At 38.5% G+C, this 24482-nt stretch carries 21 protein-coding genes and 1 riboswitch; of the genes, 14 read left to right on the top strand and 7 right to left on the bottom strand.

The features are described from left to right. Positions 1–12 precede the first annotated feature (12 nt). From xylB to GH741_RS00070, 8 genes are all read left to right on the top strand, one after another. Complete coding sequence (gene xylB / locus GH741_RS00105) at positions 13–1551, top strand: xylulokinase (RefSeq protein ID WP_338079175.1); 1539 nt, start codon at positions 13–15, stop codon at positions 1549–1551. Position 1552: 1 nt separating this feature from the next. After that, positions 1553–2212 carry a transaldolase family protein gene (locus GH741_RS00100; RefSeq protein ID WP_153734745.1) on the top strand — a complete coding sequence of 220 codons (660 nt, stop codon included), beginning with the start codon at positions 1553–1555 and terminating at the stop codon, positions 2210–2212. 289 nt (positions 2213–2501) lie between these two features. Continuing rightward, positions 2502–4013: a sugar ABC transporter ATP-binding protein gene (locus GH741_RS00095; protein ID WP_153734744.1), complete on the top strand. Its 1512-nt coding sequence runs from the start codon at positions 2502–2504 to the stop codon at positions 4011–4013. A 16-nt stretch (positions 4014–4029) separates the two neighbouring features. After that, a complete protein-coding gene (locus GH741_RS00090) occupies positions 4030–5028 on the top strand; it encodes an ABC transporter permease (RefSeq protein WP_153734743.1) in 999 nt (332 codons plus the stop codon). A gap of 75 nt (positions 5029–5103) precedes the next feature. Next, positions 5104–6123 carry an ABC transporter substrate-binding protein gene (locus tag GH741_RS00085; protein WP_153734968.1) on the top strand — a complete coding sequence of 340 codons (1020 nt, stop codon included), beginning with the start codon at positions 5104–5106 and terminating at the stop codon, positions 6121–6123. A 180-nt stretch (positions 6124–6303) separates the two neighbouring features. Further along, complete coding sequence (locus GH741_RS00080; protein ID WP_153734742.1) at positions 6304–6954, top strand: class II aldolase/adducin family protein; 651 nt, start codon at positions 6304–6306, stop codon at positions 6952–6954. Between the two features lie 25 nt (positions 6955–6979). Then, positions 6980–8449: a rhamnulokinase gene (locus GH741_RS00075; protein ID WP_153734741.1), complete on the top strand. Its 1470-nt coding sequence runs from the start codon at positions 6980–6982 to the stop codon at positions 8447–8449. A gap of 34 nt (positions 8450–8483) precedes the next feature. Further along, complete coding sequence (locus tag GH741_RS00070) at positions 8484–10271, top strand: L-fucose isomerase (protein WP_153734740.1); 1788 nt, start codon at positions 8484–8486, stop codon at positions 10269–10271. Positions 10272–11018: 747 nt separating this feature from the next. Here the strand turns inward: GH741_RS00070 and GH741_RS00065 are convergent. After that, the gene (locus GH741_RS00065; RefSeq protein WP_153734739.1) at positions 11019–12032 is read right to left on the bottom strand and encodes a LacI family DNA-binding transcriptional regulator; all 1014 of its coding nucleotides are present in this window, start codon (positions 12030–12032) and stop codon (positions 11019–11021) included. 169 nt (positions 12033–12201) lie between these two features. On the opposite strand from GH741_RS00065, the gene GH741_RS00060 reads away from it, so the two are divergent. The 3 genes from GH741_RS00060 (at position 12202) to GH741_RS00050 (ending at position 15058) form a co-directional block, all read left to right on the top strand. Then, a complete protein-coding gene (locus GH741_RS00060; protein WP_153734738.1) occupies positions 12202–13035 on the top strand; it encodes an amidohydrolase family protein in 834 nt (277 codons plus the stop codon). A 72-nt stretch (positions 13036–13107) separates the two neighbouring features. Beyond that, on the top strand, positions 13108–14064 hold the full coding sequence (locus GH741_RS00055) for an aldo/keto reductase (protein WP_153734737.1): 957 nt from the start codon (positions 13108–13110) through the stop codon (positions 14062–14064). After that, positions 14045–15058, top strand: coding sequence for a zinc-binding alcohol dehydrogenase family protein (locus tag GH741_RS00050; RefSeq protein ID WP_153734736.1), 1014 nt, complete (start codon positions 14045–14047; stop codon positions 15056–15058). Before GH741_RS00055 ends, GH741_RS00050 begins: the two co-directional genes overlap by 20 nt. Positions 15059–15091: 33 nt before the next feature. Here the strand turns inward: GH741_RS00050 and GH741_RS00045 are convergent, their stop codons facing one another. Next, positions 15092–15991 (bottom strand): LysR substrate-binding domain-containing protein, encoded by a 900-nt coding sequence (locus GH741_RS00045; RefSeq protein WP_338079173.1) that lies wholly within the window; start codon positions 15989–15991, stop codon positions 15092–15094. A 138-nt stretch (positions 15992–16129) separates the two neighbouring features. Between GH741_RS00045 and GH741_RS00040 the strand changes: the two genes are divergently transcribed. Next, a complete protein-coding gene (locus GH741_RS00040) occupies positions 16130–17161 on the top strand; it encodes a YeiH family protein (RefSeq protein ID WP_338079172.1) in 1032 nt (343 codons plus the stop codon). Between the two features lie 69 nt (positions 17162–17230). On the opposite strand, the gene GH741_RS00035 is transcribed toward GH741_RS00040, so the two are convergent. The 4 genes from GH741_RS00035 to GH741_RS00020 form a co-directional block, all read right to left on the bottom strand. Next, positions 17231–17779, bottom strand: coding sequence for a DUF3231 family protein (locus GH741_RS00035; protein WP_153734735.1), 549 nt, complete (start codon positions 17777–17779; stop codon positions 17231–17233). A gap of 182 nt (positions 17780–17961) precedes the next feature. Continuing rightward, complete coding sequence (locus GH741_RS00030) at positions 17962–18963, bottom strand: aliphatic sulfonate ABC transporter substrate-binding protein (protein WP_153734734.1); 1002 nt, start codon at positions 18961–18963, stop codon at positions 17962–17964. 32 nt (positions 18964–18995) lie between these two features. Beyond that, the gene (locus tag GH741_RS00025) at positions 18996–19745 is read right to left on the bottom strand and encodes an ABC transporter permease (RefSeq protein WP_153734733.1); all 750 of its coding nucleotides are present in this window, start codon (positions 19743–19745) and stop codon (positions 18996–18998) included. Continuing rightward, the gene (locus tag GH741_RS00020) at positions 19729–20517 is read right to left on the bottom strand and encodes an ABC transporter ATP-binding protein (RefSeq protein ID WP_153734732.1); all 789 of its coding nucleotides are present in this window, start codon (positions 20515–20517) and stop codon (positions 19729–19731) included. The genes GH741_RS00025 and GH741_RS00020 overlap by 17 nt, the downstream gene beginning before the upstream one ends. Before the next feature lie 343 nt (positions 20518–20860). Then, positions 20861–20967: riboswitch (SAM riboswitch) on the top strand. A gap of 84 nt (positions 20968–21051) precedes the next feature. Here GH741_RS00020 and GH741_RS00015 point away from each other — a divergent pair. After that, complete coding sequence (locus GH741_RS00015; RefSeq protein WP_153734731.1) at positions 21052–22182, top strand: methionine biosynthesis PLP-dependent protein; 1131 nt, start codon at positions 21052–21054, stop codon at positions 22180–22182. Further along, complete coding sequence (locus GH741_RS00010; protein WP_153734730.1) at positions 22172–23353, top strand: aminotransferase class I/II-fold pyridoxal phosphate-dependent enzyme; 1182 nt, start codon at positions 22172–22174, stop codon at positions 23351–23353. The genes GH741_RS00015 and GH741_RS00010 overlap by 11 nt, the downstream gene beginning before the upstream one ends. Positions 23354–23613: 260 nt before the next feature. Here GH741_RS00010 and GH741_RS00005 read toward each other — a convergent pair whose 3' ends face one another. Beyond that, positions 23614–23922 carry a YppG family protein gene (locus GH741_RS00005; protein ID WP_153734729.1) on the bottom strand — a complete coding sequence of 103 codons (309 nt, stop codon included), beginning with the start codon at positions 23920–23922 and terminating at the stop codon, positions 23614–23616. Between the last annotated feature and the right edge of the window lie 560 nt (positions 23923–24482).

The raw sequence follows: 24482 nt of genomic DNA, 5'->3' as shown, positions 1-24482 counted from the left end.
GGGAGAATTAACGTGACTACATCCTACTTGTTAGCCCATGATATTGGGACAACCGGTAACAAAGCAACACTTTACGATCAAAATGGCGGAATGGTTGCGCGGACATTTTTTGAATATAAAACAAACTATTCAAGGGGTGGATGGGCAGAGCAAAATCCGAATGATTGGTGGGAAGCGGTGTGTGTCTCCACCCAAAAGTTAATTCAGTCGTCAAAAGTATCTCCCAAACAAATTGCAAGCGTGTCTTTTAGTGCGCAAATGCAGGGTGTTGTTTCAGTGGATAAAAATGGTTCGCCTTTACGAGACGCAATTATATGGGCTGACATGAGAGCAGAATCAGAAGCGAAGACTCTTGAAGAAAAACTCGGATTCAAGGAAATTTATCAGATTACAGGTCATCGAATTAGTTCATCCTATTCAGGTGCAAAGATCGTCTGGATAAAAAACAATCAACCCGAAATTTATCAAAAAACGGACAAGCACCTTCATGTGAAAGATTACTTGATTCATAAGTTAACAAACAAGTTTGGAACAGATTACTCTGATGCAAGTGGCATGAACTTATTGGATATTTCATCAAAAAAATGGTCGTCATCTATTTTAGAGGCTTGGGAAATAGATGAGGCGAAGCTACCTGAAATTTATCCTTCATCACATGTAATTGGAGAGGTGACAGTGCAAGCCGCTAACCAAACTGGATTAGCTCCAGGGACACCTGTCGTTATGGGTGGAGGGGACGGAAGCTGCGCGGCAATGGGAGCAGGAGTTATTGACGAAGGGGATGTATTTAATTACATTGGTTCTTCTTCATGGATTGCACTAAGTAGTTCAAAGCCAATTTTTGATAAGCAGATGATGACGTTTAATTTTATTCATTTAGATGAAACCAAGTATGTGCCTTGTGGAACGATGCAGGCTGCAGGTGCTTCGTTTCAATGGGTAAGGGAACAATTCTTTCAAGATGCTCGAAATGAATCGGAATCGGCTTATGACTTGATGAATCGAGAAGCGGAAGAGTCAATTGCGGGTGGACATAAACTTCTTTATTTGCCATATTTAATGGGTGAGCGTTCTCCCTGGTGGAACCCAAACGCAAGGGGTGCATTTATCGGACTAAACATTAAGCACTCAAGAGGTGATATTGCAAGAGCGACGTTAGAAGGAATTACGATGAATCTACGTGTTATTTTGGAAGCATTTAAAAAAACCGGTCATCCAATTAACGATATGTGGTTATTTGGAGGAGGAGCTAAAAGTGCACTTTGGAGACAGATTCTAGCAGATCATTATGGTGTCACGATTCGAGTTCCAAGGTTACTAGACGAAACAACCTCGATGGGAGCTGCAATAGCAGGGGGAGTTGGTGTTGGGCTATTAAAGGATTTCTCGGTAGCCAAAAAGTGGATACAAGAAGACCAAAGGTATCTGCCTGACATAAAAAAACAACCGATATATGACAACATGTTTGAACTATTTAAAGATTCGTATCAACAACTGGTGCCAATCAATCAACGTTTAGCTGATTTGAAAGACGAAATGGAGGAAATATAGCATGGAATTTTATTTAGATACAGCAAATACAGAAGAAGTAAAGAAAGCCTCTCGTTTAGCCTTTTTGGATGGAATTACTACAAATCCAAGTATTATTGCAAAGGAAAAAGTAGATTTTAAAACTAAAATCCAAGAAATAGCAACACTCATTGATGGAAAGGTTTGGTGTCAGGCTACTGGATCTACTGCGGATGCAATGTATGACCAAGCAATCGAAATGAATAGCTGGGGTAAAAAAATGGTAATTAAACTCCCAATGAATTTCGAAGGTCTTGTTGCTGCGGGTGAACTTGTCAAAAAGGATGTTGAAGTAAATATGACACTTGTTAATTCCTTGTCTCATGTAGTTTTGGCTGCTAAAGCGGGTGTAACCTATATTAGTCCCTATGTTGGAAGGACAGACGATCAAAGCTTTGATGGACAACGTTTTATTCGAGAGGCATTACAAACAATCGAAAATTTAAAGTCTCCTACAAAAGTAATCGGAGCTAGTATTAGAGGACCACAAATAGCAGTTGACTTAGCAAACGCTGGGATTGATGCAATTACGATGTCTTTTGATACCTTTGAAAAAATGGTTCAGTCTCCACTTACAGATTTAGGCTTAGCCCAGTTCACGCAGGATTGGACCAATTATATGGACGATCTTAAAGGGAATTAATTAAAACTTTTTCAACTACTAATTTAATTATTAGAAAAATTTAAAAAATTTCTATTGATTTATTAATAAGCATGTTCTATAATCAGTTCAACAAGAAAATATGAAAGCGCTTCACCTTTTTCCAATTAAATGTCAGTACTCAGTTAATAAACGAGGATGTGATATTTTAAGAGGGTCAATTAAATAGGAATATGCAACATTTCGTTTTTTTTGTTAGTTTTTGTTATCGGTAACATTTTTGAAAGTATAATTAGTTGTATAGATATTCTAAGAAAAAGTAGGTGATTAGATGAGTTCTGTTCTACTTAAAATGGAAGGTATTTCTAAAGGTTTTCCTGGTGTTCAAGCCCTGTCGAAAATTCAGTTAGAGCTACGTGCTGGAGAGACACTTGCACTTGTTGGTGAGAATGGTGCAGGAAAGTCTACCCTAATGAAAGTATTGACTGGTATTTATCAGAGAGATGAAGGGAAAATCATCTATCAAGGAAATGAGATAGAGGTTCCTAATACAAAGGCAGCCCAGGACTTAGGGATTAGTATGATTCACCAGGAATTAAATTTAGCCCAGGATTTAACTGTAGCACAAAATATTTTCATCGGAAGAGAGCCACGTAAGGGATTTGGACTTTTTCTAGATGAAAAGGAATTGAACCAAAAAGCCCAAGCTCTTTTCGAACGAATTCAAGTTAAATTAGATCCTAAAGAGTACGTTTCCGAGCTTTCGGTTGCTAAACAACAGATGGTGGAAATAGCAAAGGCACTATCCTTCAATTCAAAAGTATTGATTATGGATGAGCCTACAGCTGCACTAACGGACTCAGAGATTGATACACTATTTGAAATTATTAAAAAGCTAAAAGCAGATGGAGTTGGAATTGTTTACATTTCCCACCGTATGGAAGAGCTAAAACGAATCACCGATCGAATTACTGTTATGCGAGATGGAGAATATATTGGAACCGTTGATACTAAAGAAACGACAATAGATAACATTATCTCAATGATGGTTGGTCGACAAATCTATAATACTACTAGTCCTATAGTAGACTCCGGAAATAATGAGGTTGTTCTTGACGTGAAGAATCTTAACCGGGGAAAGAAATTAATTGATATCAATTTTCAACTTAAAAAAGGAGAAATACTTGGATTTGCTGGACTCATGGGTGCTGGCAGAACCGAAGTAGCAAGAGCTATATTTGGTGCAGATCCAATCGATTCTGGTGAGATTTATATTAATGGGGAATTGGTCAACATTAAATCCCCAAGCGACGCAGTTAATCACGGTATCGGTTATTTATCTGAAGACCGGAAACGGTTTGGTTTACTTGTGAACATGGACGTTAAATCAAATATCGCCATTGCCTCGATGAAGGATTTTCGCAGCTCGACTGGGTTCACCAAAGAAAATAAAGTTAAAATCATCGCTCAAGAGATGGTAGATAAGTTAAAAGTAAAAACACCGACCATTGATCAAGAGATTCGGTTATTATCTGGAGGAAATCAACAAAAGGTCGTTATTGGAAAATGGTTGACTCGAGATAGTGATATTTTAATATTTGACGAACCAACTAGGGGAATTGATGTTGGTGCGAAGGGTGAAATCTATAAATTACTTAATCAGTTAGCGTCACAGGGGAAGTCAATCATTATGATTTCTTCGGAATTACCTGAAGTTATTCGTATGAGTCACCGGGTAATCGTTATGTGTGAAGGAAGGATTACTGGCGAGTTGACAGCAGAAAATACTTCACAAGAAGCGATTATGACTTATGCAACTCAACGTGAAGAAATAAGTCGATAGATATGGAGGGAATGGGATGAATCCGGAACTTGATAACACAGAAGCAGTGAAAAAGAAGATAAGACTACCGATTAGATCGGGAGCTCTACAGCAGGTATTAGCATTTGCCAGTTTAATTGTTTTAATCTTATTTTTCTCACTCGCTTCACCAAACTTTTTTCAGTTTTCAAATATTGTTGGTATTTTACTTTCTACATCTGTTATTGGGATTTTAGCTTTAGGAGTTACCTTCGTCATCATCACAGGTGGAATTGATTTATCTGTAGGTACAGCGATGACATTATGTTCTGTTATGACAGGTGTTTTTATTACCTTTTGGGGATTTCCTACTCCACTGGGTGTCGTTCTAGGAATTTTATTTGGAGCATTTGCCGGATTCTTATCTGGCTTAGCAGTTGCCAAAATGAAAATTCCACCGTTTATCGCAACATTAGCAGTAATGATGATTGCGAAAGGGTTAGCACTAGTTATCTCGGGAACAAAACCAATTTACTTCTCAGATACTCCTGAGTTTTCACAAATTGCTTTAGGTACAATCATTCCCGGTCTTGCAATTCCAAACGCGGTTTGGATTTTCCTAATCATGGCTATTTTTGGCTATATCGTACTTTCAAAAACAGTGATAGGAAGATATACTTTTGCACTTGGTAGTAATGAAGAGGCAACACGTTTATCGGGAGTTAACGTAAATCGCTGGAAAATTATTATTTATTCAATTGCCGGTTTATTCACTGGTGTTGCAGGGGTGCTAATGGCATCACGTTTAAATTCTGCTCAACCAGCACTTGGTTTAGGTTATGAATTGGAAGCGATTGCAGCAGTTGTTATCGGTGGAACCTCGTTAAGTGGTGGTAAAGGAACGATGATTGGTACTGTAATTGGTGCGCTAATTATGAGTGTACTAACTAACGGACTACGTATTCTGTCAGTTCCTCAGGAATGGCAAACAGTTGTAGTTGGTATTGTTATTATCCTTGCCGTTTACGCAGATATCTTAAGGCGTCAAAAGGCCTAAAAATGGTGTTATCTCCGAAAAGGAGTTCTAATACAAAATAAGAATATAGGGGTGGTCCATGTGAGAAAGTTTCTAATGGTATTGATGATGTTGTTCCTAGCTGCAACAGTACTTGTTGCTTGTGGTGGTGAAGAAGAGGCTGGTTCTGATACGGATACAAGTGGTAGTGAAGATACTAGTGGAGAAGATACAGGTGGCGAGGAAGAAGCTGCCAGTGGAGATGAGAAGCTTTATATTCCAATCATTTCAAAGGGCTTCCAGCACCAATTTTGGCAAGCAGTAAAAGCAGGTGCTGAACAAGCAGCCGCGGAATTTGACGTAGAAATTACATTTGAAGGACCTGAAACAGAGGCGCAGGTTGATAAGCAAATGGAAATGTTAACAGCTGCTCTGGATAAGAACCCAGATGCTATTGGATTTGCTGCATTAGATAGCCAAGCTGCAACTCCACTTTTGCAGCAAGCAGATGGTGACGGAATTCCGATTATTGCATTTGACTCTGGTGTAGACAGTGATATTCCTGTTACAACAGCTGCTACTGATAACAAAGCTGCTGCAGCACTTGCAGCTGATAAAATGGCTGAGTTAATTGGTGAAGAGGGTAAGGTAGCTTTAATTGTACATGACCAAACAAGTCGTACAGGTATTGACCGTGAAACAGGCTTTGTTGAGCAAATTGAAGCAAACTATCCAAATATCGAGATTGTTGATGTGCAATACGGTGCAGGGGATCACTTGAAATCAACTGACCTTGCAAAAGCAATTTTGGCTGCACACCCGGATTTAAAAGGATTCTTCGGTGCTAACGAAGGTTCTGCGATTGGTGTTGTAAATGCTGTTAAAGAATTAGGTAAAGATGGCGAAATCGTTGTTATTGGTTATGACTCTGGTATGCAACAAATTGAAGCTGTTAGAAGTGGTGTAATGGCTGGTGCGATTACTCAGAATCCAATCGGAATTGGCTATGAAACTGTGAAAGCTGCTGTAGATGCTATTAATGGCAAAGAAGTTCCTGCTAGCATTGATACAGGTTTCATGTGGTATGACAACACAAACATTGATGATGAGGATATCCAGGCTGTTCTATATGAATAAAAAGTGATGCTTCCTTTGGAGCAGAATTGGAGGTTGCTCATATAGAGCAACCTCCAATTATTAAAATTAGATACGTCAATCTCCTAAGAGTAGAATATTAGAAGTTTTCATGCAACTTATTTCAAAGCCTATCTAATTTTAAAAAGTATTACATACAGACTTACTGTAGGAGGGATAAACATGTCAGAAGTTATCCAAACTTTAAAAAAATATGCACATAAAATTGTTGATACAGGATTAGTGGTTGGCGCTGGTGGTAACCTTAGCATGCGTGATGGAAACATTATGTATCTATCACCCAGTGGATTTGATCTGAAGGAAATTGAGGATCATCAGTGGGTGCGAGTCAACATTGATACTGGTGAAATATTAGATGATCTAAAACCATCCTCGGAAATATTAATGCACCTAGAGTGTTTCCGTAAACGACCAGATATTACCGCTGTTCTTCATGCACACCCAAGTTATTCTGTTGGTGTTTCATCAACTGGCCAGGATATTCCAAATTTATTTCCAGATTATCCTGCAATGGTTAATAGTGTAGCATATTTAGACTATATGATTCCCACAACACATGTGTTGGCGGATGCAGTGGCAGATGTAGTTGAATTAAACGATGTCATTGTGATGAGGAACCATGGTGTTTTAACAGTAGGAAAAACGATGAAGGAAGCATTCTTTTTCATGCAATTAACCGAAGAATCTGCCAAGGTTTACACGATTAGCTGTACAGTAGGAAAACCAAGAGTACTTACTGATGAAGAATGCCTGGATTTAAGAAATCTCTCATCTGAAAAATATCGTCAAAAATTACTAAAGGATTCAAAATAAATCAAGGTCCGGAGGGTGTGTAGTGATGAAAAAAGTATGGGCCTTTGATTTAGGTGCATCTAATGGACGATTAATGTTAACTAAGTTTGATGGAGAACGATTGCATCTTGAGGAAATTCATCGTTTTTCTAACCATCCTGTATTTCTTACCAATCATTATTATTGGGATATTCTTAGAATTTTTCAAGAGATGAAAAAAGGAATTTCAAAGAGTTTGAAAATGGGCCATAAGGATGTCGAAAGTTTAGCTGTAGATACATGGGGGGTCGATTTTGGGCTTCTTTCTTCAAGTGGGGAGTTGCTGGGAAATCCTTATTCATATCGAGATAACCAAACCTTCCAGGGAATGGAAGGAGTTTTAAAAAAGATTTCAAAAAAGGATTGGTTCTTACGATCAGGGGTCGAGCCTTCCCAGATTAATACTATTTGTCAGCTTTATGCGATAAAGGAACGTCAGCCCGATTTATTGGAGCGAGCAGAAACACTGTTAATGACTCCAAATCTAATAAACTATTTATTTTCTGGAGAAAAGGCAAATGAATACACGATCAGTACATCGACATCAATGTATAACTTTGGTCTGAAAGACTGGGATAAAGAACTGTTAGATATGTTTGATATTCCACATAAGATGATGGCACCTGTCGTTCAACCAGGTACAATCCTTGGTCCTACGCTTGCGTCTATTAATAAAGAATTGAGTATGGATCCGGTTCAAGTTATTGCAGGAGCAGGTCATGACACAGCATGTGCGTTAGCAGCACTACCGATTAAACAGGGAGAGCAAGCTGCCTTCATGAGTTGTGGAACATGGATTTTGCTCGGTGTGCAGGTTAAAGAACCGGTTGTTACAGAAGACTCACTTAGGTGGGGATTTACTAATGAAGGCACGATGGACGGCGAATACCGTCTACTTAAAAATAGTATGGGCTTGTGGCTAATCCAACAGTCAAAAGCAATCTGGGAAAAGGAAGGTAGTTCGATTTCGTATCAAGAGGAGTATGAATTGGTTAGGGACACGAAACCCTTTCAACGGTTTATTAATCCGGATACAACCGACTTTTTAAATCCAGAAAATATGCCGAAGCAAATTCAACAGTATTGTCAAGATACAGGTCAGACAGTTCCCACAACAAAAGGAGAATTTCTCCGTTGTATATTGGAAAGCTTAGCCCTAAAGTACAGATGGGTTCTAGAAAGGCTTGAACAGTTAACTGGGAAATCGTTAGAAGTGATCCATATGGGTGGTGGCGGTATCCAAAATGAGTGGTTGTGCCAATTTACTGCTAATGCTACACAACGGCGAGTTGTTGCTGGTCCGATTGAGGTTAGTTCGATTGGCAACTCAATTGGACAATTAATTGCCCTTGGTCAAATTAAGGATTTAGCAGAGGCAAGAGAAATTGTGGAACGTTCGTTTACAACAAAGGTATACGAGCCAGAAAATCAGCCTGAATGGCAAACAGCATATGAACGCTTTAATGAACTAATTTAATGTTTTAAATCAATTTTTATATGGAGGAATCGCGATGAGTTCTGAAAACAGATATTATGGTCAATTACCTAAAATAGGAATCCGCCCGGCAATCGATGGAAGAAGAAAAGGTGTTCGAGAATCATTAGAGGAAACAACAATGAATATGGCTACAAATGTAGCTGCGTTTTTATCGGAAAATTTACGCCATTACAATGGTGAGCCTGTAGAATGTGTGATTGCCGATACGTGTATTGGTGGGGTAGCAGAAGCAACTCAAACAGCAGAAAAATTTGCAAGAGAAGGTGTCGGTGTATCCCTTACTGTCACACCTTGTTGGTGCTATGGATCTGAAACAATGGATATGGATCCGGCAATTCCAAAAGCTGTTTGGGGATTTAATGGAACCAATCGCCCTGGAGCCGTTTATCTTGCTGCTGTTCTTGCTGCACATAATCAAAAGGGGATACCAGCATTTGGTATTTATGGTGAGGATGTTCAAGACATTGGTGATCCAACAATTCCTGATGATGTTCAAGAAAAGATTCTGCGTTTCACAAAAGCTGGCTTAGCCGTTGCGATGATGAAGGGTAAATCCTATCTATCGATGGGATCGGTTTCAATGGGAATTGCAGGAAGTATGGTTAACGAAGACTTTTTCCAAGACTATTTAGGCATGCGAAATGAATATATTGATATGACTGAATATGTTAGAAGATTGAATGAAGAAATATATGATAAAGATGAATTCAACAAAGCATTAAAATGGGTAAAGGAAAACTGTAAGGAAGGTCCGGATAATAACGGTGAAGGCGCTAAGAGAACGAGAGAACAGTTGGATCAGGACTGGGAAGTTAGTGTGAAAATGACCTTGATCGCTAGAGATTTAATGGTTGGAAATCCAAAGCTTGGTGAACTGGGCTATGAAGAGGAAGCATTTGGTCATAATGCAATTGCTGCTGGATTCCAGGGCCAGCGTCAGTGGACAGATCATTTCCCAAATGGTGATTTTATGGAAGCAATACTAAATTCATCATTTGATTGGAATGGTATCCGTGCACCTTATATGGTGGCGACGGAAAATGATAGCCTAAACGGAGTAACGATGTTGTTTGGACATCTGTTAACTAATGCGGCACAGCTTTTCGCAGATGTGAGAACCTATTGGAGTCCAGATGCAGTTAAGCGAGTTACAGGACATACTTTATCAGGTAAAGCGGAACAGGGCATTATCCATTTAATTAACTCTGGTCCTGCGGCACTCGATGGAGCGGGAGAACAAACAAAAGACGGTAAGCCTGTGATGAAACCGTTCTGGGAGGTTACGGACGAAGAGGTAAATAAATCATTAGATGCGACTTTATGGAGACCTGCTTCAACTGAATACTTCCGTGGTGGTGGCTGGTCTAGTGACTTCCTAACTAAGGGGAATATGCCGGTAACAATTGCGCGGATTAATCTAATTAAAGGTCTAGGTCCTGTCCTGCAAATTGCAGAAGGTTATACTGTCGATGTACCAGAGGAAGTTCATGAAAAGCTAGATAATCGGACGGATCCTACTTGGCCAACGACTTGGTTTGTGCCTAATACAACGGGAGAAGGAGCTTTCCGTGATGTGTATACTGTGATGAATAGTTGGGGTGCAAATCATTGTGCGATGAGTTATGGCCATATTGGTGCCGACTTAATAACTCTTGCTTCGATGCTTCGGATTCCGGTTAATATGCATAATGTTTCTGATGAAAAGCTGTTTAGACCTAGTACTTGGGGGATGTTTGGAACTAAGGATCCTGAAGGTGCAGATTACCGTGCTTGTCAGAATTTCGGACCATTGTATCGCTAGGACTATTTTGATACAAGACCTATTAATTGTGTAATAACTTACCACTTCGGAAATACACTACGCTTTCCGCGGGCGGCTGTTGAGCCTCCTCGTGCTTACGCACTGTGGGGTCTCACCTATGCCTTTCCATCCCGCAGGAGTCTCCGTGTATTTCCTCCGTTGGTATAGTTCATTGTTTTTGACTACTACATTAAAACAACAATATCTGTCTTCATGCGACGAGTGATCGCAGGAGTAACTAATAATCTTTCAATCCCTGAAATATCTTACTGAATCAATATGGCACTTAGAAAATGTATTTGTATTATCGAGGAGCTTACGTATTCTGTCTATGCTTAAAAAAGTGTACAGATTATGAAAGGATAAAGCCTATGGCAATTTGAGGACAGGATTTTCTCCATTTGAACAGCTATTCTGCTGTTGAACGACATTACGCTAGTTTTTGGACTGCACCTAACTTCCTTTCATATTGTTGAAATAGGATTGATGATTGGAGCGGAGGGCAGTAGACTCCTGCGGGAAAAGCAACAGCTGAAAATCCCACAGGAAGTGGTTTTCTTCCGAGGAAGTTGAAGCGTTGCCCGCGGAAAGCGACTGCCCGAAGCGGAAATTCAACTGGGTTACGTCGCATTTTTCAACAACTGTTAAAAAGTAACGGAACTAATAGAGCCTAAACATTAGATAAAACTTAAAAAGGGCTTGCTCAATCAATTACTGAATGAGAAGCCCTTTCTAATAGAATTTAAGTTAATTAATTTTTTTCGTAGATTGACGGATAATTAATTCGGTATCGTAGACAATTTCTTTATGCTCCTTACCAGATTTTCCTTCAATACGATCAATTAACATTTCCATCCCAGTGTACCCAAATTTGTAGGCTGGTTGATTAACTACCGTGAAAAAGGAGTTAGGCATTTGGATGGCATGTGGATCATCAAAACAGACAACAGAGATATCATCGGGTACATGAAGCCCCATTTTGTTCATATTATTTACTAAATCGGCAGCTAAAAAGTTATTAGAGCAAAGTATCGCGGTTGGCCGATCCTCTTTGGATGCTTCTAACAGGAGATTAATATAGGATAATGTTTGCATTCTGGCAAGATCCGTCTGAAAAGTCCATTTTTCATTGAAGGGTAGCTTGTTATCTTTAATGAATTGCTTATAGGCATCTCCACGTTCTCTGACATTGGAAATTGAAGAGGGACCAGTGACAAATCCAATAGTACGATGCCCATTTTCAAACAGGTGATCCATTAGTTTTTTTGTTCCGTCTGAGTTGTCACCGTGAACAATGTCAGATTCAATGCCTTTAAGGCTTCTATCAACCAAAACAAACGGAATTTTATATTTAGTTAATATGTTTATGTTCTGTATCGAAAAGTCACCAGAGGGAGTAAGTAGCATCCCGTCGATACCTCTAGATACGGCAGAACGTATATACGATGTTTCTTTTTCAATGTTCTCATCCGAGTTGCTAAAAACAAGCTGATACCCTTTTTCGTGTGCTTTGTCCTCCGCCCCTCGAGCGATGCTAGTAAAAAAGGGGTTAGCAACATCAGTGATTAACAAAGATAATAATTTCGTGTCTTTCGAAATTAAGCTTTGAGCTGAACGGTTTGGAATATAGTCTAGTTCTTTAATTGCTTTTTCTACACGTAAACGGGTCGATTCTTTTATTGATGAGCCATTATTAATGACCCTCGACACAGTCATGGCAGAAACGTTTGCTCTTTTCGCAACATCATAAATTGTAGCCATTAGTCTTCTTCCTTTCCTGGAAAATGATAAAGTAGTGGATAGTAGTTTTAAAATAGGGGCTATGAATAGTAGCTACTTAACTTGAATATATTGGAAACGGTTGCACTTTCTATTCTATGTTACCGGTAACAATTTGTCTAGAAAAATCTATCCAATTGGAGGGGAAAATATGAAAATTGATTCTCATCATCATTTTTGGAATTACAATGAAAAAGAATTTGGATGGATTGGCGACGATCAACATGTACTTAAACAGGACTTTTTACCTGATGACCTAGAACCAATTCTGAAGAGCAACAAGTTTGACGGTTCAGTTGTGGTCCAAGCGCGACAATCACTCGCAGAAACAGACTGGCTTTTACAATTAGCGGAAAGGTCTTCATTTATAAAAGGGGTTGTTGGTTGGGTCGATCTTTGCTCCCCAACTGTTGACAAACAGCTCAGACATTTTTCAAGTAATAATCTCTTCAAAGGGGTTCGTCATGTAGTTCACGATGAATTAGATGATCAATTTATGCTAAGGAAGGACTTTCAAAGGGGAATAGCTAGTTTGAAAGACTACGGATTGACTTATGATTTATTGTTATTTCCAAAGCATATTCCTTTCGCAGTCGAATTGGTCGAAGCATTTCCAAAACAACTTTTTGTTATTGATCATTTAGCCAAACCGGATATTAAAAATCAATTGCAATCACCATGGAAGCGAGATATAAAACGAATAGCCGCTCATCCAAATGTGTATTGCAAGTTATCAGGGATGGTTACGGAAGCAAATCTAAAGTTTTGGGTGCAGGAGGATTTCACTCCATATCTAGACGTAGTCTATCAAGCGTTTGGTCCTGATCGATTAATGATTGGTTCTGATTGGCCTGTCTGCACATTAAGTAAGGAATACCAAGTGGTGATGGGTATTGTCGAACAGTTTATCCAGTCACTACCATCTGCTGAACAAGAGAGGATTTTGGGTGGAAATTGCGCTAAGTTTTATGGGATTGACGAATAAGACTCTAATTTGGAACTTGAGTCATTTTAAGTCTTTTGTAACTAGCAGAAATTCACATACAGGAGGGATAACATGCAATATAGAAAACTAGGAGATACTGGTCTCGAAGTTTCAACGCTTAGCTATGGTGCTTCTTCACTTGGCTCGGTCTTTCGTGAAATAAATGAAGAAGAGGGAATCCGGGCTGTTCATAAAGCAGTTGAACTGGGTATAAATTACATTGATGTTTCCCCGTACTATGGTTTAACGAAAGCTGAAACAGTATTAGGTAAAGCAATCATGAATATTCCAAGAGATAAGTTTATTTTATCAACGAAGGCTGGACGGTATGGGGAAAATGAGTTTGACTTTTCTTATGCAAGAATAATGAATAGTGTTGAGGAAAGTATGGCACGTTTGCATACAGATTATATTGACATGTTGTTATTACATGATATTGAGTTCGGTGACTTTAATCAAATTATTACTGAGGCAATTCCAGCTCTCCAAAAGTTAAAGGAGCAAGGGAAAATTCGTTTTTATGGGGTATCGGGATTACCGTTATCTGTATTTGAACGCATGCTTAAACATGTTGATTTGGACGTAATTTTGTCTTATTGCCACTACTCGCTGAATGATACGTCGTTATCACATTTATTACCTTTATTAACGAAGCGGAAGGTCGGGCTAATCAATGCTTCCCCAATATCGATGGGCTTATTAAGCAACCGACCAGTACCGGATTGGCACCCTGCTGGAGAAGAAATTAAACAAGCTTGTAAAAAGGCTGCAGAATTTTGCCGAAGTCAGGGAGAGGATATTTCCAAACTAGCAATCCAATACTCTATCGCAGATCAAAGAATACCAACAACGTTGGTGAGTACTGCTAGCGTCGAAAATGTCGAAAAAAATATTAGGTGGGCGGCAGAGCCAATCAATAGCAGCTTATTAAAGGAAGTACTTAGAATATTAGAGCCAGTTCATAATCAATCATGGGCAATTAATCAGGAATCAAAGGAGGGAAATAATTTTGAAAACAATCGTCTGTGAAAAACCAAACCAATTTGCCTACAAGAATGTTGAGGTTCCTTTATTTCAATCAGGAAATGCCTTAGTAAGAATTAAGCGTATCGGGATTTGTGGAACAGATTTACATGCGTACAAAGGAAATCAACCCTTTTTCACTTATCCTAGGGTTCTAGGACATGAATTATCTGGAGAAGTTGAACAGATTGGCAATAACAATTTTGGCTTAAAAAAGGGTGATTCTGTATCGGTTATCCCTTATCTTGAATGTGGAGAGTGTATTGCCTGTAAAAGAGGTAAGTCCAATTGCTGCACCAACATGCAAGTAATGGGTGTTCACGTTGATGGAGGCATGGCTGAGATATTGTCTGTACCTATGAAAAACTTAATAAAAACAAATGAGATAAGCTTCGATCAAGCGGCAATTTTAGAGCCTTTAAGTATCGGAGCCCATGCGGTTAGGCGTTCAGAAATTAAGGAAAACGAGTATGCTTTGGTAATTGGAGCAGGTCCAATTGGATTGGGAGTCATGGCACTGGCTAAGAAGCGTGGAGCCAAAGTGATAGCACTTGACATTAATGAGGAACGGCTTGATTTTTGCCGAAAATGGGCTAAGGTAGACCACACGGTAAATGTCAAAGGGAACGTAATTAATTCATTGATGGAGATTACCTCAGGGGATATGCCAACTGTAGTATTCGATGCAACGGGAAACGTTATGTCAATGTCCAATTCATTTGACTATGTATCACATGGTGGAAAACTAATTTTCGTAGGATTGGTTAAGGATGACATTACCTTTTCAGATCCTGAATTTCATAAAAAGGAACTCACTTTGTTGGCTAGTCGAAATGCAACAAAAGAAGACTTCCAGGTTGTGATTGATGCCGTTAAAAATGGATATGTAGATGCGAGCACATTTATTACCCACCGGACTACCTTTGATCAAATGATTGAGGTATATGAAAGCTGGTATAATCCAGAGGAGAAGGTTATTAAAGCAATCGTGGAATTGTAAGTAGAGGAAGTAATCCAATGAGGGTTACTTCTTCTATAAACTGTTATCAATCAGATAGGGATTACGTTTTAAAAATTCTAGAAACAATTCTGTTGTTTTAGGTTGGAAGTCTGAACTTCGGATGGCGTAATAAAAACTTCTTACAATCGGGTTATTTTTTATTCGAATCGGTTTAATCGTTCCGAGTTGAATCTCTTTTCGAATCACCCATTTAGACAACAAAGCAATACCTAACCCAGCCTCGACCGACTCTTTAATAATTTGCGAGCTTCCAAATGTTCTAGTTACTTTCGGGGTGAAACCATTTTCTACAAACAATCTTTCAAGTGCTTGCCGCGTTCCTGAACCTTCTTCACGAATAATCCATGTTTCCTGCTTAAGCTCCATTAAATCGATTTCATTTTTTGGGGCTAGTGGGTGTTGGGTTGGAAGGATAATCAACATTTCATCTTCAGCAAAGGCTTGGATTGTAAGTTTTGAATTTTCTATTTTTCCCTCAATAATTCCCAAATCTAATTCACCCCTTTCTAATTGAGTAAGAACCCGGGTAGAGTTTCGAATCGATATATCAGGTTGAATTTTAGGATAAAGCTGATTGAACTCAGCGATAAGCCTAGGTAAAATATATTCCCCAAACGTTAAACTCGATCCGATGAATAAACTACCGCTAGCTGAATTAGATAATTCGTCAATTAATCGCTCTATCTGTTGATAACCTCCAAGTATTTCCTTCCCATGAAAATAAACTATTTCTCCTGCTTTTGTTAACCTGACATATTTGTTTGTCCGATCAAGTAGCTTTACATTGTACTTTTTTTCTAAGGATTTTATTGATAATGTGATAGCTGATTGTGTCAGGTGTAGAGATTCTGCTGCCCTTGTGAAATTTCGTTTTTCAGCAACAGTAATGAACGCTAAAAGCTGGTGATCCACTTTAATTTACCTCCTAACTCCGAATGATTAGTAAATCTTATTATCATTATAAAAATAATTCATTTTACTTATCATTAATAGTACTATACCGTTTAGAAGAATTACAGTTTAAATGTAAGTGAATTTGGGGGATTTGTCGTGTCAAATAAGAAACAAGACAACGCTTATAATAAATACTTAACCAAGGGCTTTGCAAAAGGAGTTCTTTTAACATTAGTTTTAGCAATAGTTGCTCGATTCGTTGCTGAGCTCCCGTTCTTTTCTATCATGGGAGTAATGATTATTTCAATATTTTTAGGTGTAGGATGGAAAAACTTTTTCAATGTTCCAGTCCATTCGCCAGTTGGGATAACTTTCAGTTCGAAAATTTTACTACGTGCTGGAATTATTCTGATGGGATTAAGACTAAATCTGGATCAAATCATCTCTGCGGGTTCGTCCATTTTCTTTGTTGATATCATTGTTGTCACGTTTACAATTGTCGTTATGCTTCTGCTTGGGAAATGGTTTGCAGTTGATGAAAAGTTTGCTGCATTACTAGCTGTCGGAACAGCTATTTGTGGCGCTGCAGCAATTGTAGCTGTTGCACCGTTAATCAAAGCAAAAAAAGAACATGTAGCCATTGCTGTTGCATTTATTGCTATTCTTGGTACGATTGGAACAATTTTTTATTCGATTCTCTATGCTCTACTCGATCTTGACTCTTATCAATATGGAGTACTTGTTGGAGCGACTCTTCACGAATTGGCCCATGTTGTGGCTGCATCAATTCCGGGTGGGGATGTCAGTAGTGAGATGGCGATTTTAGTGAAAATGGGCAGAGTGGCATTGTTGATACCTGTAGCAATTATTTTAGGTAGTTTCTTTTCCTATAAGAATCGTAACCAAGAAATTAAAGGTAAACGAAGTTTGAAAAACTTACCTGTTCCTTGGTTTATCTTTGGATTTTTAGCAATGAGCATGCTAAACTCAACTGGAATATTACCGGATGGGCTAATAGACTTCTTGATTGGTGTTAGCATTTTATTTCTATCGATGGCCATGGCTGGTCTGGGATTAAGCATTAATTTTGGTGACTTTAAGAAAGTCGGTATGAAGGCAGTTTTTGTCGGAGTGATAGGATCTGTTTTGTTAATGATTGTTGGTGTTGCTCTTCTTGTACTAGTTTGAATTGCTTAAAGTCTTTCATCAGTTCACCCAATTCAAAAAGGTGTCAGAGTCAAATCTGACACCTTTTTTTTAATTATTTGGAGCTCCTGGTGGATAGTAATAAGGCGGTACTTTAATCCAGCCGCGTTTACGCATAAGTTTCTTAAGTGTAACCCCAAACTTCATTTTTTCTAACATGCATTCCATGAACATTGTAGCTACGTCATTCCTGATACATTGGCTTGCAGCTCCCGCACAGTGTAGGGTTGATGTAACTGTCTTAATACTTAAACCATTCATAATCTCATCGTCTGTTAATTTTGCACCAAGGGGTACACCATTTGGATCAGAGTCTGGTCGTTGTTCACTAGTTGATGGTAGATGGACTCCTTCTGCTTTCATAAAAGCCTTGACTCTTTGTCCTTGTTTTTCACATTGTTTTAAGCTATCTTTTAATATTTTTTTAACTTCATCATCTATAGTTGTATTTAGTCCGATTTGGATATAGATTGTGGCTTCATTCATTAACGTAAGGTAAAGCCAACAGCTCATTACCTCTCCAACGTGAAGAGGGGTTTTTGATTCATTGTCTGTTGTCATTTGTAAATAATCTTTTATTGATTCAAAAATAGTAGCCATGGTGATCCTCCCGGTTTTTATTTCTATTGTTACCAAATGTAGGAGGATAATACTTCTAAATGGTACTTATTAATATTTTCAAGTATCGGATGGTTACAGGAGAATTCATCAACGCTATCAAAAATCGAATGTATAGAAAAAAAGGCGCCAGCATAAATGCCGACACCTTTTTCATTGGGATATTAGTCGATAAATTGTGTATCGATTAGATCAGAAAAGTCAGGTTGTTCTTTTAGGAATTTAAGGTCGTAAGAAGAATCTCCAAATGCTTGAACGGCATCCGCATCAACTTCGTATGTGAAGCCAATGTTTTCCCATGAACGATCAATTACTTCTTTGCTTAACTCTTGACCAGTTTCCTCTTTAATGTCATTGATTGTAATTGTTTTAGCCTCTTCTGGATTTTCAGCGATAAATGCTGTTGCATCCTTGTGTGCATTAACAATCTTTTGAATTAAATCAGGGTTAGATTCAATTAGTTCGCCTGAAGCTACCAATACAGAGGCTGGTAATGTAGTACCCCATGATACTTCGGTCGAATTAATAATTACCTTTGCACCTGTTTCTTGTTGCAATACAGATGCCCATGGCTCAGGTGCAACGGCTACATCAACTTTTTCGGTTTCGAACATTGCTTGGTATTGAGCTGGAGGACCTGTTGTGTGAATCATTTCTCCACCAATACGTTGTGAAGTCATTCCAAGTTCTTCTTTCATATATGTTTCAAATTGAACATCATGAGTACAGCCCACTCTTGGAGTTACAAAGGTTTTTCCGGCTAAGTCTTCTGCTGTTTCAATTCCGCTACCATCTCTAGCAAGAATAACTGTTCCACCTGTTGAACCACCTGCGATAATATTTACATCTGTTCCAGTCGTATAGTTATTCATTGCAGGTCCCGGTCCGACAAGACCAGCTTCAATTTCTCCGGTTTTTAGAGCAGTCATAAATGCTGCACCATCTGGAAATGTCTTATATTCAATTTCAATATCCTCACCAAGCTGTTCTTGGTAATAGCCTTCAGCTTTTGCCACCATTGCAGGAACATGGTTAATGTTCGGGAAGTAACCGATTGTAACCTTTTCAACTACACCTTCTGCGTTTGTAGCGGAAGAGCTCCCACATCCAGCTAGTAATCCTGCAAATGCTAGTAAAATAGAGAAAAATAAAAGTCCTTTTTTCATAGTTAGCCTCCTAAAATTTATCTTTTATCTTATTAAAGTCCCCATCGTCTTGCAACCGACTTCTCCACACGTTGGAAAATTAGTTGGTCAACGATTGAACCTATCACACCAATAATAATCATTACACCAATTACCAAACTCATGTCTCCGAAATCGGAGGCGTAACTCAATGTGTAACCAAGACCAGGTCCTGTAGTTAATAGTTCACCTGCTATTAGAGCTCTCCAGGCAAATGCCCAAGCAAGTCTAGAACCTGTTACCAAATGAGGAATCGAGGCTGGGAAAATAACCCGGATGAATAAATCAATCCCACTTGACCCCATCGTTTGGGCAGCTTTTATATAAAGTGGGTGGACATTTTTGATACCTGTGCGAACGTTTATTGCCATTACAAAAGTTCCACCTAAAATTACTACAAAAATTACTGCCTGTTCATTTAATCCGAACCACATAATTGCAAGTGGTAACCAAACGATACTTGGAACACTTTGAAAGGCTAGCAACATTGAGCCAATCGTGTCATCGGCTGTTTTAGACTTCGCTATCAAAACACCAATACTGGTACCAATTAATAATGCAATGACTAATCCAATGATTAGGCGTCTGAAACTAGCGATTAAATCATAAATCAAGGTCATATCTGTGATGCCAACATAAAGGGATGTAAATACTTTCGTTGGGGGAGGAAGAATGATTTCCGCCCAAAGGCCTATTTGGCCACCTAGTTCCCATATACCTAGCAGTAGAGCAAAGAAGATAAGACGTTTATAAATTGGCTTCATGGTTTAATTCCTCACTAACTACTTTATCGATTTCCTTTTTGAGATAACTCATGATATGCTCTTCAATTTTTAGCATCTCTTCTTTATGTTCATCCCTTGGACGTGGTAAATCGACCTTAATATCAGTTAATACTGTTCCTGGTCTTGTTCCCATTACAATGATTCGATCAGACAGTTTAATAGATTCAGAAATACTATGGGTAACAAAAAGCACTGTTTTTTTCGTTTGTATCCAGATATCCTCGAGTTGTCCGTGCAATCTAGTTCGTGTTTGCTCATCTAAAGCACCAAATGGTTCATCCATTAATAATATCTCTGGGTCCATTGCAAGTGCTCTGGCAATCGCAACCCGCTGTTGCATCCCACCGGAAAGCTCATGTGGATAATGATCAAGATAATTCGTGAGCTGCACCATTTTTAAATAGTTTCTCGCTTGTTTGGTTGCTTCTTTTTTGGACATTTCTTTTTTTAAAGGGAAAATAACATTTTCTAAAACATTGATCCATGGAAATAATGCTGCTTCTTGGAATACCATTCCGCGGTCTTTCCCTGGTTTATTAATTGCTTTTCCATCCACTAAAATTTCTCCGTTTGTGGCTTCTGTTAACCCAGCAACAATAGAAAGGAGTGTGGATTTTCCACAACCTGAAGGTCCTAAGATAGAAACAAATTCACCTTTTTCAATCTGCAGGTTAATGTCCTTTAATACGATTGAAGGGTTTTTATCTTTATCTAGAAACTGTTTATTTAATTGATTTATTGAAATGAACATGGACATCACACCTAATCATATAATTCACACCGTTTTAATCGGAATTAGATACAACAATATAATATTTAGGTAGTAGTTGTCAACAGTAATTGCTTTATTTGGGTATTTGTCTCCGGTGATTTTGTTGGACGTTGTGAATGGAATTGCTATTTAATGTTGATTCCTTAGGTTTTTTTTATTTAGTTACATTATATGAGGAGGCTTAACAAAGGTTATTGGAAGGTTATGGTAATCCTATTCATAATAAGTCAACTTAAATAATTTAAAAATTAACTTGAATTATTTTCCAAATTCATTTACACTTACAAAAAGTTAGAATTTTCCAACAAACTTAATAGATTAATTCTTATCAAGAGAGACGGAGGGATTTGGCCCGACGATGTCTCAGCAACCAACCTATAGGTATGGTGCTAATTCCAATAGGCAGTCCAACTGCTTAAAAGATAAGAAGATTGTTTTGATAGTAGAGACCTTCTTCTTATGCGGAGGGTCTCTTATTTTTTTGCTTACAATCTATTTTAAAGGATGAATGACATGACTGGTAGAAGTATTGAAACCATATTGGCACAGCTTGGTAATCAAAGTGATTCGACTACAGGTGCCGTAAATCCACCAATTTATCTATCAACCGCATACCAGCATCAGGGGCTTGGCCAATCAACTGGTTATGACTACAGTCGTACGAAAAACCCGACTCGGGCAATTCTCGAAAAAGGGTTGGCAGAATTAGAAGGAGGAGATTGCGGCTATGCCTGTAGTTCTGGAATGGCAGCTATTCAATTAGTTCTTTCCCTTTTTCAATCAGGAGATGAACTAATTGTTCCAGAGGACATTTATGGTGGGACATATCGACTACTTGAACATTACTCTAGCACTTATGATATCAAAACGATTTATTCCGAGTTTACTAATGTTAGTGAAACGCAAAAACTAATTACAAAAAATACAAAGGCAATTTTTATAGAGACACCAACGAACCCATTAATGCAGGAAATTGATATTAATCAGTTTTCAGCACTTGCTGAGCGAAATGGTCTTTTACTGATAGTGGATAACACGTTTCTTACTCCATATTTTCAGCGACCGCTAGAATTAGGCGCTACTATCGTCATTCATAGTGCAACCAAATATATCGGTGGTCATAATGATGTGCTGGCAGGATTAGTGGTAGCGAAAGGAACTGATGTATGCGAGAAATTAGCTTTCATCCATAATGCTACTGGTGGAGTTCTATCTCCGTTTGATTCGTGGCTGTTAATCAGGGGGTTGAAAACACTTGGCTTGCGAATGAAGCAGCATGATGAAAATGCGAAAACTATTGTCGAGTATCTATCTAACGAACCCAATGTCACGGATATATTATATCCTGGGATTGGTGGAATGCTTTCGTTTCGTCTTAAGAAAAGTGAATGGATTGCCCCTTTTTTACAACAGCTTCAGTTGATTACTTTTGCAGAAAGTCTAGGTGGGGTTGAAAGTTTTATCACGTACCCTGCAACACAGACTCATGGTGACATTCCAGAGCAAGAACGAATTCGCAGGGGGGTATGCAATCGATTATTGCGTTTTTCAGTAGGGATTGAGCATGTGGAGGATTTAAAGACTGACTTAAGGCAAGCATTTTTAATCTTAGAAAAGGAGGCGGCAACTTGGGATGAACTCTAATCAGGATCAATTTGAAACCAAATTAATTCATGCATCATCAAGTGGATTGGTCGAGCAAAAGACAGGTGCGGTAAATGTACCTATTTATTTATCATCGACCTATCATCAAGAAAGCTTTGATGACTTTGGACCGTTTGATTATAGTCGATCAGGAAATCCTACCAGACTTGCATTGGAACAAACAATAGCACAATTAGAGGGAGGATCAAGGGGGTTAGCCTTTGCTTCTGGTATGTCAGCAATTTCTTCAGCGTTTATGCTACTATCCTCAGGTGATCATGTGTTAGTTTCCGAGGATGTGTACGGAGGAACTTATCGCTTTATCACAGAGGTGTTAAATAAATACTTAATTGATTACACCTTTGTAAATATGACAGATCTTAACGAAGTGGCGGGGGCAATCAAACAAAACACAAAGGTCATATACATCGAAACACCTTCCAATCCTTGTTTGAACATTACCGATATTGAAGGAGTGGTTAAGATAGCTAAGGCTAACTACTGCTTAACTTTTCTAGATAACACCTTTATGACACCATTTTATCAAAGTCCACTCGAGCTAGGTGTCGATATTGTCCTTCACAGTGCCACAAAATTTTTATCTGGTCATAGCGATATTATTGCTGGTTTAGCTGTAACCAAAAATGAGGAACTCGGTGAAAAGCTAGCATTTATTCAAAACACCTTTGGCTCCATTCTTGGTGCACAGGATTCCTATTTGTTAGTTCAGGGCATGAAAACACTTGGAACTCGGTTAAAACAATCATCTGGATCCGCCATGAAAATTGCAACCCATTTAGTAGATCATCCATTAATAGAAGAGGTATTTTATCCTGGTTTAAGATTTCACCGAGGCTATCCTATTCATCTTAGACAAACGAAGGGGGATGGAGCCGTTCTTTCTTTTCGGTTACCAAATAAAGCAATCGCAAAAGCGTTTGTGGAATCTATGCGATTACCAGTTTTCGCAGTTAGTCTTGGGGCTGTTGAATCGATACTCTCCTATCCAGCAACAATGTCACATGCGGCAATGCCAAGGATAGAAAGGGAAAAAAGAGGTATCACTGATGGTTTATTGCGATTATCAGTTGGGCTGGAACATGTGGATGATTTAATTGCTGACATTGATCAAGCGTTAGAAGTGGCAGGTCATCAGTTTGTAATTAGTTAAATGTTTTGTCGTCTAAAACTTCAAATTATTTTTTCTTAAACACCAATATAAATACCACCCACATGGTAATAAACTAACAGAGGAACAGCGGTGGGCAAAATTGAAAATTTATAGTTGATCTATTTATATAAATTTGGAGGAAAAATTATTAACTATAAAAATACCAATCGTCGAATTGTCGATTGAATTTAAAAAGGCATTATTTCAGCATTCCAATTAGGGAAATGCTTGTAATAATGCCTTTTTATTCTGATAATTCCTTATCTAAGAAGACCTTTAACCATATTCATAACTGGTCCTGCTTGATTGACTACACCCATAACATTTTGCACGCCATTTCCAATTTTAACCATATCAATCTTCCCATTTTCATCTCTTATTAATGAGTCTATCCCAGAAGATGGTCTTCGTCCCGGTGGGCGACCCTGACGTGGTGGTTGTTGTGGTGCTAAAAAATCTCGTCGGAACGGATTGGTTTGTTGAATATTTTGATTTTGATAATTGAATGGGTCAAATCTTGCAGGGTGATTGCCTCTAAAGGGTTGTTGCCTTCGTGTTGCTGGAAACATACTATCCCTCCTATCTCCTTCAACGGTGTTCTCACTTCTATCTTAATTTATTTAGTCTAATGATATAGGGTATGGTATCTGACAAGTAATGAACCGGTTAAACAACTAGTAATTAAAGAATTTTTATAAAAATGAAAACCGTTATATATGTCCAAGCAAATCTATTCTATAAAAATAAACTAATAAGGATAAATGAATGATAGCCATTTGTTTCATTTAAATAAGATTATTGGCGTCTTTCTTTTTGGCTGTTTTCTAAAAGATTGTTGACAAAAAATCTACAGACTGGTGTAACTACCACTTCGGAAATACACTACGCTTTCCGCGGGCGGCTGCCTGAGCCTCCTGTGCTACGCACTGTGGGGTCTCACCTATGCCTTTCCATCCCGCAGGACTTGAATTTTCTTCTTGAATCAACACCGCACGAAACGTCCACGGCTACGCTTCTCGTAGCCACCAACTATCACGAAAATGGATTCCTAATCAAATCAGAGGTATCACATAGGAATCAAACGTCAATATTTCTAGTAACAATACAACCAGGCTGAAATTTCTTTGGT

This window comes from Aquibacillus halophilus, from assembly GCF_009649745.1.
GTDB lineage: Bacteria > Bacillota > Bacilli > Bacillales > Amphibacillaceae > Aquibacillus > Aquibacillus halophilus.
This window is presented reverse-complemented; position numbering and strand designations above follow the sequence as displayed.

Coding starts and splice junctions, on each gene's coding strand:
- GH741_RS00100 (WP_153734745.1), top strand. CDS start 1,553: ATGGAATTTTATTTAGATACAGCAAATACAGAAGAAGTAAAGAAAGCC.
- GH741_RS00095 (WP_153734744.1), top strand. CDS start 2,502: ATGAGTTCTGTTCTACTTAAAATGGAAGGTATTTCTAAAGGTTTTCCT.
- GH741_RS00090 (WP_153734743.1), top strand. CDS start 4,030: ATGAATCCGGAACTTGATAACACAGAAGCAGTGAAAAAGAAGATAAGA.
- GH741_RS00085 (WP_153734968.1), top strand. CDS start 5,104: ATGGTATTGATGATGTTGTTCCTAGCTGCAACAGTACTTGTTGCTTGT.
- GH741_RS00080 (WP_153734742.1), top strand. CDS start 6,304: ATGTCAGAAGTTATCCAAACTTTAAAAAAATATGCACATAAAATTGTT.
- GH741_RS00075 (WP_153734741.1), top strand. CDS start 6,980: ATGAAAAAAGTATGGGCCTTTGATTTAGGTGCATCTAATGGACGATTA.
- GH741_RS00070 (WP_153734740.1), top strand. CDS start 8,484: ATGAGTTCTGAAAACAGATATTATGGTCAATTACCTAAAATAGGAATC.
- GH741_RS00065 (WP_153734739.1), bottom strand. CDS start 12,032: ATGGCTACAATTTATGATGTTGCGAAAAGAGCAAACGTTTCTGCCATG.
- GH741_RS00060 (WP_153734738.1), top strand. CDS start 12,202: ATGAAAATTGATTCTCATCATCATTTTTGGAATTACAATGAAAAAGAA.
- GH741_RS00055 (WP_153734737.1), top strand. CDS start 13,108: ATGCAATATAGAAAACTAGGAGATACTGGTCTCGAAGTTTCAACGCTT.
- GH741_RS00035 (WP_153734735.1), bottom strand. CDS start 17,779: ATGGCTACTATTTTTGAATCAATAAAAGATTATTTACAAATGACAACA.
- GH741_RS00030 (WP_153734734.1), bottom strand. CDS start 18,963: ATGAAAAAAGGACTTTTATTTTTCTCTATTTTACTAGCATTTGCAGGA.
- GH741_RS00025 (WP_153734733.1), bottom strand. CDS start 19,745: ATGAAGCCAATTTATAAACGTCTTATCTTCTTTGCTCTACTGCTAGGT.
- GH741_RS00020 (WP_153734732.1), bottom strand. CDS start 20,517: ATGTTCATTTCAATAAATCAATTAAATAAACAGTTTCTAGATAAAGAT.
- GH741_RS00015 (WP_153734731.1), top strand. CDS start 21,052: ATGACTGGTAGAAGTATTGAAACCATATTGGCACAGCTTGGTAATCAA.
- GH741_RS00010 (WP_153734730.1), top strand. CDS start 22,172: ATGAACTCTAATCAGGATCAATTTGAAACCAAATTAATTCATGCATCA.
- GH741_RS00005 (WP_153734729.1), bottom strand. CDS start 23,922: ATGTTTCCAGCAACACGAAGGCAACAACCCTTTAGAGGCAATCACCCT.